The 15,105-nt window shown below is 66.4% G+C and carries 18 protein-coding genes and 1 tRNA gene; 5 read left to right on the top strand and 14 right to left on the bottom strand.

The features are described 5' to 3' along the window. Positions 1-122 precede the first annotated feature (122 nt). Together ABL843_RS13005 and ABL843_RS13000 are read left to right on the top strand one after the other, a co-directional pair. Positions 123-2,171, top strand: a complete 2,049-nt coding sequence (locus ABL843_RS13005) for a M3 family metallopeptidase (protein ID WP_418120136.1) — start codon at positions 123-125, stop codon at positions 2,169-2,171. A gap of 30 nt (positions 2,172-2,201) precedes the next feature. Continuing rightward, positions 2,202-2,861 (top strand): glutaredoxin family protein, encoded by a 660-nt coding sequence (locus tag ABL843_RS13000; protein WP_418120135.1) that lies wholly within the window; start codon positions 2,202-2,204, stop codon positions 2,859-2,861. Between the two features lie 24 nt (positions 2,862-2,885). On the opposite strand, the gene rpiA is transcribed toward ABL843_RS13000, so the two are convergent. After that, positions 2,886-3,599, bottom strand: coding sequence for a ribose-5-phosphate isomerase RpiA (rpiA, locus tag ABL843_RS12995; protein WP_369658480.1), 714 nt, complete (start codon positions 3,597-3,599; stop codon positions 2,886-2,888). A 40-nt stretch (positions 3,600-3,639) separates the two neighbouring features. Here rpiA and ABL843_RS12990 point away from each other — a divergent pair, with 40 nt between their 5' ends. Further along, a complete protein-coding gene (locus ABL843_RS12990) occupies positions 3,640-4,725 on the top strand; it encodes a quinone-dependent dihydroorotate dehydrogenase (RefSeq protein ID WP_184638623.1) in 1,086 nt (361 codons plus the stop codon). A 21-nt stretch (positions 4,726-4,746) separates the two neighbouring features. On the opposite strand, the gene ABL843_RS12985 is transcribed toward ABL843_RS12990, so the two are convergent. The 4 genes from ABL843_RS12985 to ABL843_RS12970 all read right to left on the bottom strand — a co-directional run bounded on the left by ABL843_RS12985 (position 4,747) and on the right by ABL843_RS12970 (position 7,243). Continuing rightward, entirely contained in the window at positions 4,747-5,460 is a 714-nt protein-coding gene (locus tag ABL843_RS12985; protein WP_418120134.1) for a phage holin family protein, read from the bottom strand. 60 nt (positions 5,461-5,520) lie between these two features. Further along, positions 5,521-5,817, bottom strand: a complete 297-nt coding sequence (locus ABL843_RS12980; protein ID WP_125949733.1) for a glycine zipper domain-containing protein — start codon at positions 5,815-5,817, stop codon at positions 5,521-5,523. A 159-nt stretch (positions 5,818-5,976) separates the two neighbouring features. After that, complete coding sequence (locus ABL843_RS12975) at positions 5,977-7,080, bottom strand: NAD(P)/FAD-dependent oxidoreductase (protein ID WP_418120133.1); 1,104 nt, start codon at positions 7,078-7,080, stop codon at positions 5,977-5,979. A 40-nt stretch (positions 7,081-7,120) separates the two neighbouring features. Beyond that, positions 7,121-7,243 (bottom strand): stereocilin, encoded by a 123-nt coding sequence (locus ABL843_RS12970; RefSeq protein ID WP_126018747.1) that lies wholly within the window; start codon positions 7,241-7,243, stop codon positions 7,121-7,123. Between the two features lie 261 nt (positions 7,244-7,504). On the opposite strand from ABL843_RS12970, the gene ABL843_RS12965 reads away from it, so the two are divergent. Beyond that, positions 7,505-8,107, top strand: coding sequence for an N-acetylmuramoyl-L-alanine amidase (locus tag ABL843_RS12965; RefSeq protein WP_184638629.1), 603 nt, complete (start codon positions 7,505-7,507; stop codon positions 8,105-8,107). Further along, positions 8,098-8,481 carry a hypothetical protein gene (locus ABL843_RS12960; protein ID WP_418120132.1) on the top strand — a complete coding sequence of 128 codons (384 nt, stop codon included), beginning with the start codon at positions 8,098-8,100 and terminating at the stop codon, positions 8,479-8,481. The genes ABL843_RS12965 and ABL843_RS12960 overlap by 10 nt, the downstream gene beginning before the upstream one ends. A gap of 94 nt (positions 8,482-8,575) precedes the next feature. On the opposite strand, the gene ABL843_RS12955 is transcribed toward ABL843_RS12960, so the two are convergent. The 9 genes from ABL843_RS12955 to iscR all read right to left on the bottom strand — a co-directional run bounded on the left by ABL843_RS12955 (position 8,576) and on the right by iscR (position 14,924). Continuing rightward, a tRNA-Val gene (locus ABL843_RS12955) sits at positions 8,576-8,650 on the bottom strand. A gap of 96 nt (positions 8,651-8,746) precedes the next feature. Next, a complete protein-coding gene (gene dnaQ / locus ABL843_RS12950) occupies positions 8,747-9,454 on the bottom strand; it encodes a DNA polymerase III subunit epsilon (RefSeq protein WP_418120131.1) in 708 nt (235 codons plus the stop codon). Between the two features lie 16 nt (positions 9,455-9,470). Further along, positions 9,471-9,809 carry an ISC system 2Fe-2S type ferredoxin gene (gene fdx, locus ABL843_RS12945; RefSeq protein ID WP_019653159.1) on the bottom strand — a complete coding sequence of 113 codons (339 nt, stop codon included), beginning with the start codon at positions 9,807-9,809 and terminating at the stop codon, positions 9,471-9,473. Between the two features lie 9 nt (positions 9,810-9,818). After that, entirely contained in the window at positions 9,819-11,681 is a 1,863-nt protein-coding gene (gene hscA / locus ABL843_RS12940) for a Fe-S protein assembly chaperone HscA (protein WP_418120130.1), read from the bottom strand. Positions 11,682-11,685: 4 nt separating this feature from the next. Further along, on the bottom strand, positions 11,686-12,204 hold the full coding sequence (gene hscB / locus ABL843_RS12935; RefSeq protein WP_418120129.1) for a Fe-S protein assembly co-chaperone HscB: 519 nt from the start codon (positions 12,202-12,204) through the stop codon (positions 11,686-11,688). Positions 12,205-12,272: 68 nt separating this feature from the next. Next, on the bottom strand, positions 12,273-12,596 hold the full coding sequence (iscA, locus tag ABL843_RS12930) for an iron-sulfur cluster assembly protein IscA (RefSeq protein ID WP_026346233.1): 324 nt from the start codon (positions 12,594-12,596) through the stop codon (positions 12,273-12,275). Position 12,597: 1 nt separating this feature from the next. Further along, a complete protein-coding gene (gene iscU / locus ABL843_RS12925) occupies positions 12,598-13,020 on the bottom strand; it encodes a Fe-S cluster assembly scaffold IscU (protein ID WP_126018730.1) in 423 nt (140 codons plus the stop codon). A 55-nt stretch (positions 13,021-13,075) separates the two neighbouring features. Further along, positions 13,076-14,296 carry an IscS subfamily cysteine desulfurase gene (locus tag ABL843_RS12920; RefSeq protein WP_184638635.1) on the bottom strand — a complete coding sequence of 407 codons (1,221 nt, stop codon included), beginning with the start codon at positions 14,294-14,296 and terminating at the stop codon, positions 13,076-13,078. A 91-nt stretch (positions 14,297-14,387) separates the two neighbouring features. Further along, on the bottom strand, positions 14,388-14,924 hold the full coding sequence (gene iscR / locus ABL843_RS12915; RefSeq protein WP_007828186.1) for a Fe-S cluster assembly transcriptional regulator IscR: 537 nt from the start codon (positions 14,922-14,924) through the stop codon (positions 14,388-14,390). Between the last annotated feature and the right edge of the window lie 181 nt (positions 14,925-15,105).

The raw sequence follows: 15,105 nt of genomic DNA, 5'->3' as shown, positions 1-15,105 counted from the left end.
CGTTGCTTGCTCACTTCGTGCAGCCGCCTCCCCCTCGAGGGGCGCCACCGGCGGCCCGGCAGAGCCGGTTCCGCGGTGGCCCCCGAAAAATGGTCTCGCCACGTTCGAACAGGATCCCCCATATGACCAACCCGCTTCTCGATTTCACCGATCTCCCGCTGTTCGACCGAGTCAAGCCCGAGCACGTCGCTCCTGCCGTCGATGCACTGTTGGCCGATGCCGAGGCCGCGCTGCAGACCGTCACCGCGCCCGACTTTCCCGCTGACTGGAACGCGATCTCCAAGGTGCTCGACGTGGCTTCGGAGCGCTTCAGCCGCGCCTGGGGTGCCGTCGGCCACCTCAACGCCGTGGCCGACACGCCCGAGCTGCGCGCCGCCTACAACGAGGCCATGCCGCGCGTTACCGCCTTCTGGACCCGCCTGGGCTCCGACGAGCGCCTGTACGCCAAGTACAAGGCCATCGACGCCACGACGCTCAATGCCGAGCAGCGCCAGGCCCACAGCAATGCGGTGCGCAACTTCGTGCTGGGCGGGGCCGAGCTGCAGGGCGAGGCCAAGAAGCGCTTCGCCGACATCCAGGAACGCCTGGCCGAGCTGAGCCAGAAGTTCAGCGAGAACGCACTCGACGCGACCGACGCCTTCGCCTACTACGCCGCTCTCGGTGAGCTCGAAGGCGTGCCCGAGGACGTGGTGAGCGCCGCGCGCGCGGCCGCCGAGGCCGACGGCAAGGAGGGCTACAAGCTCACGCTGAAGATGCCCTGCTACCTGCCGGTGATGCAGTTCGCCAAAAGCAGCGCGCTGCGCGAGAAGCTCTATCGCGCCTACGTCACGCGAGCCAGCGAGTTCGGCGATACGGCCTTCGACAACACTTCCCTCATCACCGAGATCCTCGCGCTGCGCGAGGAAGAAGCCGGGCTGCTGGGCTACAAGAACTACGGCGAGCTGTCGGTCGTGCCGAAGATGGCCGAGTCGCCCGAGCAGGTCGTGAAGTTCCTGCGCGACCTCGCTGCCAAGGCCAAGCCCTACGGCGAGCGCGACCTTGCCGACTTGCGCGTCTTCGCGGCCGAGCAGCTGAGCATCACCGATCCGCAGCCCTGGGACTGGAGCTACATCGGCGAGAAGCTCAAGGAGGCGCGCTATGCCTTCAGCGAGCAGGAGGTGAAGCAGTACTTCCCGGCGCCGAAGGTCATGGCCGGCCTGTTCAAGATCGTCGAGACGCTGTTCGAGGTGTCGATCCGCCGCGACTCGGCGCCCACCTGGCATCCGAGCGTGGAGTTCTATCGCATCGAGCGCGCCGGCCAGAAAGTCGGCCAGTTCTACCTCGACCCCTCCGCCCGTGCAGCCAAGCGCGGCGGTGCCTGGATGGACGACGTGCGCGCCCGCTGGCTGCGCCCCGACAACGGCGTGCTGCAGACGCCCGTCGCTCAGCTGGTGTGCAACTTCGCCAGCGGCGTCGACGGCAAGCCGCCGCTGCTCACGCATGACGACGTGACCACCCTCTTCCACGAGTTCGGCCACGGCCTGCACCACATGCTCACCCAGGTGAACGAGCGCGACGTCTCGGGCATCAGCGGCGTCGAATGGGATGCGGTCGAGCTGCCGAGCCAGTTCATGGAGAACTTCTGCTGGGAGTGGGACGTGCTCAAGCACATGACGGCCCACGTCGACACCGGCGAGCCGCTGCCGCGCGCCCTCTTCGACAAGATGACGGCCGCGAAGAACTTCCAGAGCGGCCTGCAGACGCTGCGCCAGATCGAATTCTCGCTGTTCGACATGCTGCTGCACACCGAGTACCACGCCGCCACCGCCAGGCCCGGCGAAGTGATGGCCCTGCTGGGCCGCGTGCGTGCCGAAGTCGCGGTGATGCCGTCGCCGCCCTTCAGCCGTACACCGAACACGTTCAGCCACATCTTCGCGGGCGGCTATGCGGCCGGCTACTACAGCTACAAGTGGGCCGAGGTGCTGAGCGCCGATGCCTACGCGGCCTTCGAGGAAACCGTGGGGGCCGACGGCGAGCCGAACATCGAGACCGGCCGCAAGTACCGCCAGGCCATCCTGGAGGCTGGCGGCAGCCGCAGCGCGATGGACTCGTTCAAGGCGTTCCGCGGCCGCGAGCCCCAGCTTGATGCGCTGCTGCGACACCAGGGCATGGCGCAGGCCCAGCCCGCTTGATGCGGCGCTGAAGCTTGCGATACTCGGGCGATGCATACGATTTACAAAATCTCACCATTGCATCGCCTGACCGGCCTTGCCCTCGTGCTCGTTGCCGCGGGCGCGATGGCGCAACCCATCTACCGCCAGGTGGACAAGAACGGCAAGGTCACCTTCTCCGACCGCGCCCCGAGCGCGAGCACCGAGCCGGCGTCGGCCGGCCAGCAAGGCGCGACGGCCCCTTCCGGCGCCAACGCCGCCGGCCTGCCCTATGAACTGCGCCAGGTGGCGCAGCGCTATCCCGTCACCCTCTACAGCGGGGACGAATGCGGCCCCTGCGGCGCGGCGCGCACCCTGCTCACGACGCGCGGCATTCCTTTCGAGGAGCGCACCGTCAAGAGCAACGCGGACATCGAAGCCCTGCAGCGCCTGAGCAACCAGAATGCGTTGCCGCTGCTGACGATCGGTTCGCAGCAGCTCAAGGGCTTCTCGGACGTGGAATGGTCGCAGTACCTCGACGCGGCCGGCTATCCCAAGAGCAACAGCCTGCCCGCGGGCTACCGCAACGGCCCGGTCCGGCCGCTGGTGGCCCCGCAAGCGACGCCGGCGCCCCGGGGGGCCGAAGCGCCCGCCCCGGCCGCGCAACCCGCACCACCGCCTCCGGCCTCGAGCGAGCCGACGCCGAGCAACCCGGCCGGCATCAAGTTCTAGGCCCCCACGGCCTGGGCTTCAACCTCAGCCCGCGAACTCCATCGTCTTCACACCGGCCGCGGTGCCCAGCAGGCACACGTCGGCCTTCTGGTGCGCGAAGACGCCGACCGTCACCACGCCCGGCCATTGGCTCACGGTCGACTCGAACGCCAGCGGATCGGTGATGCGCAGCCCCGTCACGTCGACGATGTGCTGGCCGTTGTCGGTGACCAGCGGCAGGCCGTCCTTCTCGCGCACCTGGGCGATGCCGCCCATGGCCGCGAACTGGCGCATCACGCGTTGCGCGGCCATCGGGATCACCTCCACCGGCAGCGGGAAGGCGCCCAGCACCTGCACCAGCTTCGACTCGTCGGCAATGCAGACGAACTTGCGCGACTGCGCCGCGACGATCTTCTCGCGCGTGAGCGCGGCGCCGCCGCCCTTGACCATGAAACCGCGGTGATCGATCTCGTCGGCGCCGTCGATGTAGACCGACAGTTCCTCAACCTCGTTGCTGTCGAACACCGGAATGCCCAGCGCGCGCAGGCGTTCGGTCGAGGCGACCGAGCTGGAGACGGCGCCCTTGATCTCGTCCTTGATCGTGGCCAGCGCGTCGATGAACTTGTTCACCGTCGATCCGGTACCGACGCCGACGATTTCGCCCTTGACCACGTAGGCCAGCGCGGCACGGCCGACCTGGGCCTTGAGTTCGTCCTGGGAAAGCGGTTTGGAGGGGGTTGGGGAGGCGGGTGCGGTCATCACGGACAATCCTTGGCTCATTGAAGCCCCGAATTATCCGATGCCCCTGCTGATGCCCTCCTCGCTCTACGGCCTGGCCCGCCCCTTCCTGTTCGGCTTCGACCCCGAACACGCCCATGAAATCACGCTGGACGGGCTGGCGCGCACCCAGAACACTCCCCTGGCCTGCGCCTATTCGGCACCGCGCGTCGACGATCCCGTCGAGCTCGCCGGCCTGACCTTTCCCAACCGCGTGGGCCTGGCGGCCGGGCTGGACAAGAACGCCCGCTGCATCGACGCCTTCTCCGCCATGGGCTTCGGTTTCGTCGAGGTCGGTACGGTGACGCCGAAGGCCCAGCCGGGCAACCCCAAGCCGCGCATGTTCCGGCTGCCCCAGCGCGACGCGCTGATCAACCGGCTGGGCTTCAACAACGAGGGGCTGGACGCCTTCCTGGCCAACGTGCAGAAGGCACGCTTCCGCAAGAACGCCAGCAGTGCCAAGTCGCCGATGCTGCTGGGCCTCAACATCGGCAAGAACGCCGCCACGCCCATCGAGCGCGCGGTGGACGACTACCTGGCCTGCCTCGACGGCGTGTACCCGCATGCCGACTACGTGACGATCAACATCTCCAGCCCCAACACCGCCAACCTGCGCTCGCTTCAGAGCGACGAAGCCCTCGACGCCCTGCTCGGCGCAGTGGCCGATCGGCGCGAAACCCTGACCACGCGCCATGGCGGCAAGCGATCGCCGCTCTTCGTGAAGATCGCGCCCGACCTCGACGAAGCACAGGTCTCGGTGATCGCCGCCACGCTCAAGCGCCACGGCATGGACGGCGTGATCGCCACCAACACCACGCTGGCGCGCGATGCGGTAAAGGGCTTGCCGCACGCGGAGGAAGCGGGCGGGCTGTCGGGCGCGCCGGTGCGCGAGGCCAGCAACCGCGTGGTCGCGCAGCTGCGTGCGGCGCTGGGCAAGGACTTTCCGATCATCGGCGTGGGGGGCATCCTCAGCGGCGCCGATGCCAAGGCGAAGATCGCCGCAGGCGCGGACGTGGTGCAGATCTACACCGGCCTGATCTATCGCGGCCCGGCGCTGGTCCGCGAAGCGGCCCAGGCGCTGCTGCGCGATCGCGGCAGCAAGGCCTGAGCGCCTTTTCTCTTCAGTCTCTCAGCGCATGCGCCAGAGCACTGGCGCAATGACCGCAGCCCAGCGCAGCAGACGCTTCGGCCGGATCACCACCACGGCAGCCGCCGCGACGACGCCGGTGGCCACCGGGTGCGCACGCGCGATGCGCAGCGCGGCCGCGGCGGCGGACTCGTTGGGCGGAGGGGCATCCGCCTCGGGCGCGGGCTGAGTCTCGCGTCCGCCCTGCATCGTCGCGATGCGCTGGCGCTGGATCTCCATGCGAGCAAGCAGTTCTTCGCGCGTGGCCGGACGGCGGACGCGGCGCGGTGCTTCCTTGTCCTCCCCTGGGTCCTTGCCGAGGCCGAAACGCTCCTGGGCCCAGGCCCAGTCACGCTCGAACTCCCGGCGAGCAGGCACGAAACTGTTGGACGCATTGCGCAGGGTCAGCAGCAGCCCGATGACTGCCGCCAGCCAGAGCGCGATCCATACGCCAGCCACCGACCATGCGGCGGTGACGCGGTGAGGCGTGTCCCAGAAGTTCACCACCACCGCCACGGACAGCAGAGCCACCGTGACCGTGGTCAGCCCCAGCACGGCCAGGCCGAGGACGAGCATCAGCTTTAGCCGCTGCTTCTCGTCTTCCCAGGCCATGCGCAGCAGTTGCACCCGGTCCTCGGCCGCCAGGGCGCCCTCGGCCGCGGCAATGCGCAGCCGGCGGATGCGGGCGTTCAGTCCGAACAGGGAGAGCAGCCTCATCGGCTGGCCCCTGTCATGCCCGGGTGAACGGGAACGCCGCTGCTGCCGTGCACTACCGGGTCAGCGGCGGCCAAGCAGCAGGCCCACCAGCACGCCGACGGCCAATGCGGCGCCGGCGATCTGCCATGGTTCGTCGTGGGCGTAGGCGTTGGCGGAGCTGGCCGCTTCGCGGGCCTTCTTGGCGGCGAGCTTGCTCTTCTCCGCCGCGAGTTCGCGTGCGATGGCCAGCTTGGTGTCGATGCGCTGGCGCAGCGCCTTGATGTGGGGAACCGAATCCAGGTCCTTGCTCGCCAGCACGCCGCGCACGTCGCTTGCAATGTCTTCGGCTGCCGCTTCAAGATTTTGGGATGCACTCATTGGAAACTTTCCTCCGTGATGACACCGGCACCGCGCCGGCGGCTTCGCGCCAGCAAGTGGCGTGCTGTCATGTTACAGGCTCGAAAGGCCCTCAGGCGCTACAGATGTGCAGACTTTGTCGCACGATGGGTATCGGCTGACGCCTGCACCCCTCCGCAGTCATGCCTCGGCCAGCAGCCGGGCGACGTACAGCCCGATGGCCAGGCTGCTCGTTAGGCCGGGCGACTCGATGCCGAACAGGTTCACCAGCCCCCGCACGCCGTGCGATGCGGGCCCGTCGATCATGAAGTCGGCGGCCGGCTCGCCGGGCCCCGAAATCTTGGGCCGCATGCCCGCATAGCCCGGAATCAGCGCGCCATCCGGCAGCGCGGGCCAGTACTTGCGGACTTCGGAGTAGAAACCCTCGCCGCGCGAGGGATCCACCACCAGTTCGCCGGGCGATGAAACCCATTGCACGTCCGGCCCGAACTTGGCCTGGCCGCCCAGGTCGATCGTGAGATGCACGCCCAGCCCGCCCGGCTCGGGCACGGGGTAGACGAGCCGGCCGAACGGCGCACGCCCCGACAGGGTGAAGTAGTTGCCCTTGGCGAAGTACTCCTTCGGCACCGACGACGGCGGCAGGCCCTCGAAGCGCCGGGCCAATGCCGGGGCCCCGAGGCCCGCCGCATTGACCACGCTGCGGCAGCGCAGCACGGTGCCGTCTTCGGCCGCCAGCACGATGGCGCCATCACCGCACTCCGCGCGCGTGATCGGCGACTTCAGCGCCAGCATCCCGCCCGCGTTCTCCAGATCGCCCAGCAAGCTCAGCATGAGGGCATGACTGTCGACGATGCCGGTGCTGGGCGAATGCAGCGCAGCCACGCAGTGCAGCTGCGGCTCCATCGCAATGGCCTGCTGTGCCGTGAGCAGGACAAGGTCATCGACGCCGTTCGCCGCCGCCTTCTGCTGGATGGCTTCGAGCTGGCCGGCCTGCTCGGGCGAGGTGGCGACGATCAGCTTGCCGCAGCGCTGGTGTGGCACGCCGCGCTCGGCCGCGTAGGCGTAAAGCAACTGCTTGCCCTCGACGCACAGCTTCGCCTTGAGCGAGCCCTGCGGGTAGTAGATGCCGGCATGAATGACTTCGCTGTTGCGCGAACTCGTTCCTGTGCCGATGGCTCCTTCGGATTCGAGCACCAGCACCTCCCGGCCCGCGAGCGCCAAGGCGCGTGCCACTGCCAAGCCCACCACACCACCGCCGATGACGGCGCAATCAATTTCGTCCATCGCGCGAGCTTAGCGCGGCTTGCGCGGGAGCTTCGCTATCTCAGTGCGCGGACGGGGGCGGCTCGGGATCGGTGGGCTCGTCGGGCGGCGTCTCGGGTCCTTCGTCGGGCTCGACGGGCAGGTCGGGCGCGACGGGCGGTGGAATGTCGGGATGAGTGGCCATGGCTGCGCTCCTTTCCAAATGGTTCTAGGTCATCGGTGCGAGAAATTCGACAGCTGCGGGCTGCATCTGCCGTCGGCGCGGGCCGACAACGGGCAACACGAGCTTCGTGACACGGTAATGACGACTGTTGCAGGATCGTCGCCCGGAGGTCGCGTTACTACTTCCTGCGACTTGGGCATCGACGGTGGATGTGTTGTACTGGCCCGTGCTGCCGGAGCACGGCAGGCGACCGTCATCGCGTCACTTTCTTCAGGGAGAGAAATGTCCACCATCGATGCAAACGGGATGCTGATCGACCCCAAGGTGATCCTGCGACGATCACCGGGAATCGAACACGGCACCCTCCCCAGCGTGCTCGCCATCGTCGTTCACCAGACCGACTCGGGCACCGCCGAATCCAGCCTCAACGGCTACCAGGCGGGCGGCAATGGCGCCCACTTCCTCATCGACAAGAACGGCCAGATCTACCAGACGGCGAGCGTTCTCGCGCGTTGCTATCACGTCGGCAAGCTGATCAAGTCGAAGTGCCTGACCATCAACAAGAGCAGTTGCGACACGGGTGCAATGGCAAAGATGCTGGCGATGTCGTGGGTCAACCAGATCAACGCCATCGACGCGCACGAGCGCGCGAAGCCGTATCCGGACCGCTATCCGGTGAACAGCGACTCGATCGGCATCGAGCTGGTCGGCATGCACATCGACGACAAGAACTACGAGGCCGTGACCGCTGCGCAGAACAGCTCGCTGCAGTGGCTCATCGAGGTGCTGTATGCGCAGTTCAATCTCAAGCCGGAAGATGTCTACCGGCATCCGACGGTGTCGTACAAGAACCCTGGCGAAGCGAGTTCGGCGATATGGAAGTGAGACTCCGCGCGGTGGGTCTCGCAATCGGGGCCTTGCTGCTTTCCTCTTGCGCGACGACTCGCGACACCGCTTTCAGCAACATCTACGTTGCGGACTTCCACTCCGACTCGCCGGCCACCTGCCGCAGCTCCGACGTGCCACGCAGCCATGGACAGGCGCGCGAGTTCTTCTCGAAGGCACGCGAGGTCGACTACAAGACGCTGCACGACAACTACGAACTGGCACCCTGCTACGCCGAGGGCACGCTTGTGAGGCAGGGCAAATCGTGCGACTGGCAGATCCGCGCCGGCGCGACGGGTTCGGTGCAGTGCGCAGAGCAGAAGCTGTACTTCGCGTGCGACAACTGCGGCGACCTCTTCGGCACCGCGAAGTAGTCAACGGATAGAGAAGCAGAGAGAGAGGCGAACCGAAGCCCCTCTCGGCGCACAAAACAAAAAAGCGACCTGGAAATCCAGGTCGCTTTTTGATTGGTGGGCGGTGGAGGCTTCGAACCTCCGACCCCAGCAGTGTGAATGCTGTGCTCTACCCCTGAGCTAACCGCCCTCGGCACCGCTGCTTTTTGCCTCGGTGCCTAGAAAACGTATCGCGTTCTGCGAAGCCTCAGATTATGCCATAGCTTTTCAGCTGCTTTCAAGAAACTCAGACGTTTTCTCGAAACAGCGTCCGGCCGCCACTCGATTTATCGAGCTGGACCAGCACGGCCTCGTGTGCGGTGAGCTCATGCTCGGCCGCCATGATCACCGGCAACTCGAACTGGCTCAGGTCGACAGCCACCACGGTGGTGCCCTGCACAGGCTCCGCGGCGGCTACGTCGATGAGCAGCGCGTCCTGCCCGCGCGTGAGGTTGATGTAGACGTCGGCCAGCAGCTGCGCGTCGAGCTTGGCGCCGTGGAAGGTACGGTTCGAACGGTCGACACCAAAGCGGTCGCACAGCGCGTCGAGCGAGTTGCGCTTGCCCGGATACACCTGCTTGGCCATGGCCAGCGTGTCGGTCACTTCGCCGACGAAGGTGCGCAGCGGCGGCAGGCCCGCGCGCTCGAACTCCTTGTTGAGGAAGCCGACGTCGAAGGCCGCGTTGTGAATGATGATCTCGGCGTCGCGCAGGTACTCGACGATGTCGTTGGCCAGCGTGCCGAACTTGGGCTTGTCGCGCAGGAAGTCGGTCGTCAGGCCGTGGACCTTGAGCGCGTCCTCATGGCTCTCGCGCTCGGGGTTGAAGTAGATGTGCAGGTCGTTGCCGGTGAGCTTGCGGTTGAACAGCTCCACGCAGCCGAGCTCGATGATGCGGTCGCCGTTCTCGGCCGAGAGACCGGTGGTTTCGGTGTCGAGGACGATCTGGCGGGTCATGCGCACTCCCTGCTCATCAGTGGTTTTCCTTGGCGTGGTTGATCGAGTACTTTGGAATCTCGATCGTCACATTCTCCTGCGCCAGGATCGCTTGGCAACTCAGGCGCGACTGCGGCTCCAGGCCCCAGGCGCGGTCGAGCAGGTCTTCCTCGCCCTCTTCCGCCTCGTTCAGCGAGTTGAAGCCCTCGCGCACGATCACGTGGCAGGTGGTGCAGGCGCAGCTCATCTCGCAGGCGTGCTCGATGTCGATGTGGTTGTCGAGCAGCGCCTCGCAGATCGAGGTGCCGGCGGGCGCGGTGATTTCTGCGCCTTCGGGGCAGTACTCTGGATGCGGGTAGATCTTGATCGTGGGCATGCTGTTGTTCTAGAGGGATTCGACCTTGCGCCCGGCAAGCGCGCGCGCGATGCCCGCGTTCATGCGCTGTGCGGCGAAGGCTTCGGTGTCGTCGGCCAGCTTCTTGGTGGCGGCCTCGATGGCCGCGGCTTCGTTGCTGCCTTTGGCGGCTTCGCGCAGCTGCGCCATCGATGCGTCGATGGCCGCGCGCTCTTCGTCGTTCAGCAGGTCGCCATCGGCATCGAGCGCGCTCTGCGTGGCCAGCAGCATGCGATCGGCATCGACGCGCGCCTCGACCAGCGCGCGGGCCTGCATGTCCTGCTGCGCGGTGGAGAAGCTTTCCTGCAGCATGGTCGCGATCTGGTCGTCCGACAGGCCATACGAGGGCTTGACCGCCACGCTGGCCTCGACGCCGCTGCCCTGCTCCTTCGCGCTCACGCTCAGCAGGCCGTCTGCGTCGACCGTGAAGGTCACGCGGATGCGTGCCGCGCCGGCCGCCATTGGCGGAATGCCGCGCAGCGTGAAGCGCGCGAGGCTGCGGCAGTCGGAGACGAGGTCGCGCTCGCCCTGCACCACGTGCAGCGCCAGTGCGGTCTGGCCGTCCTGGTAGGTCGTGAAGTCCTGCGCCATCGCCGTCGGGATGGTCTGGTTGCGCGGCACGATGCGCTCGACGAGCCCACCCATGGTCTCGATGCCAAGCGACAGCGGGATCACGTCGAGCAGCAGCAACTCGCCCGCACCATTGTTGCCGGCCAGTTGATTGGCCTGGATGGCGGCGCCCAGCGCCACGACTTCGTCGGGATTCAGGTTGACCAGCGGCTCGCGGCCGAAGAAATCGGCCACCGCGCGGCGGACCTGCGGCATGCGCGTGGAGCCACCCACCAGAACGATGCCCTTGAGCTCTTCGGCCTTGAGCTTCGCGTCGCGCAGTGCCTTGCGCACGGCGGCGATGGTGCGGTCGGTCAGCGGCTGGGTGGCGGCATAGAACTGCTCACGCGTCAGGTCGAGCGAAACGGTCTTGCCTGCGACCTCTGCCTTGAACACGACCGTCGCCGAATCGGTCAGGGCTTCCTTCGCCGCACGGGCGGCCACGAGCAACGCGGCCTTGTCGGCATCGCTGCCGGCCTGCAGGCCTGCCTGCGCGAGCACGAAGTCGGCCAGCGCATGGTCGTAGTCGTCGCCGCCGAGGGCCGAGTCGCCGCCGGTCGCAATGACTTCGAAAACGCCCTGCGTGAGCCGCAGGATCGAGATGTCGAAGGTGCCGCCGCCCAGGTCGTAGACCGCGTAGACGCCTTCGCTCGCGTTGTCGAGGCCATAGGCGATGGCCGCGGCCGTGGGCTCGCTGATCAGGCGCAGCACGTTGAGGCCCGCGAGCTGCGCGGCGTCCTTGGTCGCCTGGCGCTGGCCTTCGTCGAAATACGCGGGCACGGTGATGACGGCGCCGTAGAGTTCGTCGTCGAAGGTGTCTTCAGCGCGGAAACGCAGGGTGGCAAGGATCTCGGCGCTGATCTCGACGGGCGATTTCTCGCCCGCCAGCGTCTGCACCTTGACCATGCCGCCGTCGCCGCTGCCGATGCGGTACGACATCGATTCGCGGTTCGCGATGTCGGCCAGGCCGCGGCCCATGAGGCGCTTCACCGAAGTGATGGTGTTGGCCGGGTCCTGCGCGCGAGCGGCCAGCGCGTCGAAGCCGATCTGGCGGCGGTCGCCCTCGAGGTAGCGCACGGCCGAAGGCAGCAGCAGGCGGCCCTGGCCGTCGGGCAGGCATTCGGCCACGCCGTTGCGCACCGAGGCCACCAGCGAATGCGTGGTGCCGAGGTCGATGCCCACGGCGATGCGGCGCTGATGCGGGTCGGGCGCCTGGCCGGGTTCTGAAATCTGGAGAAGAGCCATGCCGTTATTGTCCCAACTGATCGAACTTGGCTTCGACGTCCTGCGCGAAGCGCTCAATGAACATGAGGGCTCTCACCTGCCTGGCCGCCGCCGGGTAGTCGCCCTTCTCGTCGATCAGCCAGTCGAGCGACGAGAGCGCACGGGTGCGGCCGGCCTCGACTTCGGCGTTGAGCTTTTCGAGAGAAGCGATATCGGCGACGTCATCGAGCGCCTCGCGCCACTCCATCTGCTGCATCAGGAAATCGGACGGCATCGCCGTGTTGTTCTCGGCATCGAGCGGCGCGCCGTTCAGCTCGCAGATGTAGCTGGCGCGGCGGATCGGGTCCTTCAGCCGCTGGTAGGCCTCGTTGATGCGCACCGACCACTGCATGGCCACGCGCTGCGCCGCGGCGCCTTGCGCGGCGAAACGGTCCGGGTGGGCCTCCCGCTGCAGTTCCTTCCAGCGCGCGTCGAGCACGGCACGGTCCTGCGCGAAGGTCGCCGGGACGGCGAACAGTTGAAAGTCGGTGTCGTTCAGGTTCATGGCAAGAAAAAACCGCCAGCACATGACATGTTGGCGGCTGTGGTCGCAGTCAGCGACGGCGCATCAGTTCAGATGCGGAAGCTTTCCCCGCAACCGCAGCGGTCGCGCTCGTTGGGGTTGTTGAACTTGAAGCCCTCGTTCAGGCCCTCGCGCACGAAGTCGAGCTGCGTGCCGTCGATGTAGGCGAGGCTCTTCGGATCGACCAGCACCTTCACGCCGTGGTCTTCGAAGACCACGTCTTCCGGCGCCAGTTCGTCCACGTACTCGAGCTTGTAGGCCAGGCCAGAGCAACCCGTGGTCTTCACGCCCAGCCGCACACCCACCCCCTTGCCCCTCTTGCCGAGGTAGCGGGTGACATGTCGGGCAGCGGCTTCTGTCAGCGTGACGGCCATGTCAGTGGACAGCTTCGGCAGCGGCACCGGTTTCGGTCTTGACGCCGTGCTTGGCCTTGTAGTCGTTCACGGCTGCCTTGATGGCGTCTTCGGCCAGGATGGAGCAGTGGATCTTCACCGGCGGCAGCGCCAGCTCTTCGGCGATCTGCGCGTTCTTGAGCGCGGCCGCTTCGTCGAGCGTCTTGCCCTTGACCCATTCGGTCACGAGCGACGACGAGGCGATGGCCGAGCCGCAGCCGTAGGTCTTGAAGCGAGCGTCTTCGATCACGCCGGTTTCGGGGTTGACCTTGATCTGCAGCTTCATCACGTCGCCGCAGGCCGGTGCGCCGACCATGCCGGTGCCGACGGAGTCGTCGCCCTTTTCGAAGGAGCCGACGTTGCGCGGGTTTTCGTAGTGGTCGATGACCTTGGAAGAATATGCCATGGTGTACCTCTCAAACTTTGTTCAATCGTGGTGCCTGGTGCGGGTCTGACCTGCGTCAGTGGGCCGACCACTGGATCGTGCTGATGTCCACGCCGTCCTGGAACATCTCCCACAGGGGGCTCAGCTCGCGCAGCTTGGCAACGTTGTGCTTGATGGTCGAAATGGCGTAGTCGATCTCTTCTTCGGTCGTGAAGCGGCCGATGGTCATGCGAAGGCTGCTGTGGGCCAGTTCGTCGCTGCGGCCCAGGGCGCGCAGCACGTAGCTGGGCTCCAGGCTGGCCGAGGTGCAGGCCGAACCCGACGACACCGCCAGGCCCTTGATGCCCATGATCAGCGACTCGCCCTCGACGTAGTTGAAGCTCATGTTCAGGTTGTGCGGCACGCGGTGTTCGAGGTCGCCGTTGATGAACACCTGCTCGACATCCTTCAGGCCGTCGAGCAGACGCTTCTGCAGACGGCGCGCGTGTTCGATGTCCTTGTGCATCTCCAGCTTGGCGATGCGGTAGGCCTCGCCCATGCCGACGATCTGGTGCGTGGGCAGCGTGCCCGAACGCATGCCGCGCTCATGGCCGCCACCGTGCATCTGCGCCTCGAGGCGCACGCGCGGCTTGCGGCGCACGTACAGGGCGCCGATGCCCTTGGGGCCGTAGGTCTTGTGCGAGGCCAGGCTCATCAGGTCGATGGGCAGCTTCGTGATGTCGATATCGATCTTGCCGGTGGCCTGGGCCGAATCGACGTGGAAGACGATGCCCTTCTCGCGGCAGATGTTGCCGATGGAGACCACGTCCTGGATCACGCCGATCTCGTTGTTCACGAAGAGCACGCTGACCAGGATGGTGTCGGGGCGGATCGCTGCCTTGAACTTTTCGAGGTCGACGAGGCCGTTTTCCTCGACGTCGAGGTAGGTGACCTCGAAGCCCTGGCGCTCCAGTTCGCGCATGGTGTCGAGCACGGCCTTGTGCTCGGTCTTCAGGGTGATGAGGTGCTTGCCCTTGCCCTTGTAGAAATTGGCCGCGCCCTTGAGCGCGAGGTTGATCGACTCCGTGGCGCCCGAGGTCCAGACGATCTCGCGCGGGTCGGCGTTGATCAGTTCGGCCACCTGGCCGCGTGCCTTCTCGACCGCCTCCTCAGCCTCCCAGCCCCATGCGTGGCTGCGCGATGCCGGGTTGCCGAAGTGCTCGCGCAACCAGGGAATCATGGCATCGACCACGCGCGGGTCGACCGGCGTGGTGGCGCCGTAATCGAGATAGATCGGAAAATGAGGAGTTACGTCCATGGCTGGCTCGTGCTGGCGTGGGGGTTGTTCTTTGATCTGGGCTGCTCAGGCCGGCGCCCGAAGGCGCCGCCGGGACTCTGACTCAGCGCTTTCAGGACTTCGCGAATGCGTTCCCGAGCGCGAACACCGAATTCGGCGCGTTCACGCGAATAGGCTTGACCACCGGCTGCGCGGAGATGGCGCGCTTGACGACCGGCTTGTTCTCGATTTGCACGCCCTTGGCGATCTGGTCGTCGACCAGCTTCTGCAGGGTGACGGAGTCGAGGAACTCGACCATGCGCTGGTTCAGAGAGGCCCAGAGCTCGTGAGTCATGCAGCGGCCGGCTTCGCCGAGGCAGTTTTCCTTGCCGCCGCACTGGGTGGCGTCGATGGGCTCATCGACGGAGACGATGATGTCGGCCACGGTGATGTCCGCTGCCTTGCGCCCGAGGCTGTAGCCGCCCCCGGGGCCGCGGGTCGACTCGACCAGCTCGTGGCGGCGCAGCTTGCCGAACAGCTGTTCGAGGTACGACAGCGAGATCTGCTGCCGCTGGCTGATCGCGGCCAGCGTGACCGGACCGGTGTTCTGACGCAACGCCAGATCGATCATGGCTGTGACCGCAAAACGGCCTTTGGTAGTGAGACGCATCGCAAGCTCCTTCAAGTGCTTACCGTTGAAATGACACCTTGGTCCAGGACCGCGGTGACCTCGTCTCCGCCCTGCCCGACCCCTGACGCTGGTGAACCAGCCGGTAGGAGTCGGTCCTTCATCGCGAAGTTCTTCTCTTTGTTGTTGAGTATTTCGCTCAAGTATAACAGAAGCCCCCGAG

This window comes from Variovorax sp. 350MFTsu5.1 (assembly GCF_048302515.1).
In the GTDB taxonomy this organism is placed as follows: domain Bacteria; phylum Pseudomonadota; class Gammaproteobacteria; order Burkholderiales; family Burkholderiaceae_C; genus Variovorax; species Variovorax guangxiensis.
The sequence above is the reverse complement of the archived record's forward strand: the minus strand, read 5'-3'. Positions and strand labels throughout refer to the sequence as shown.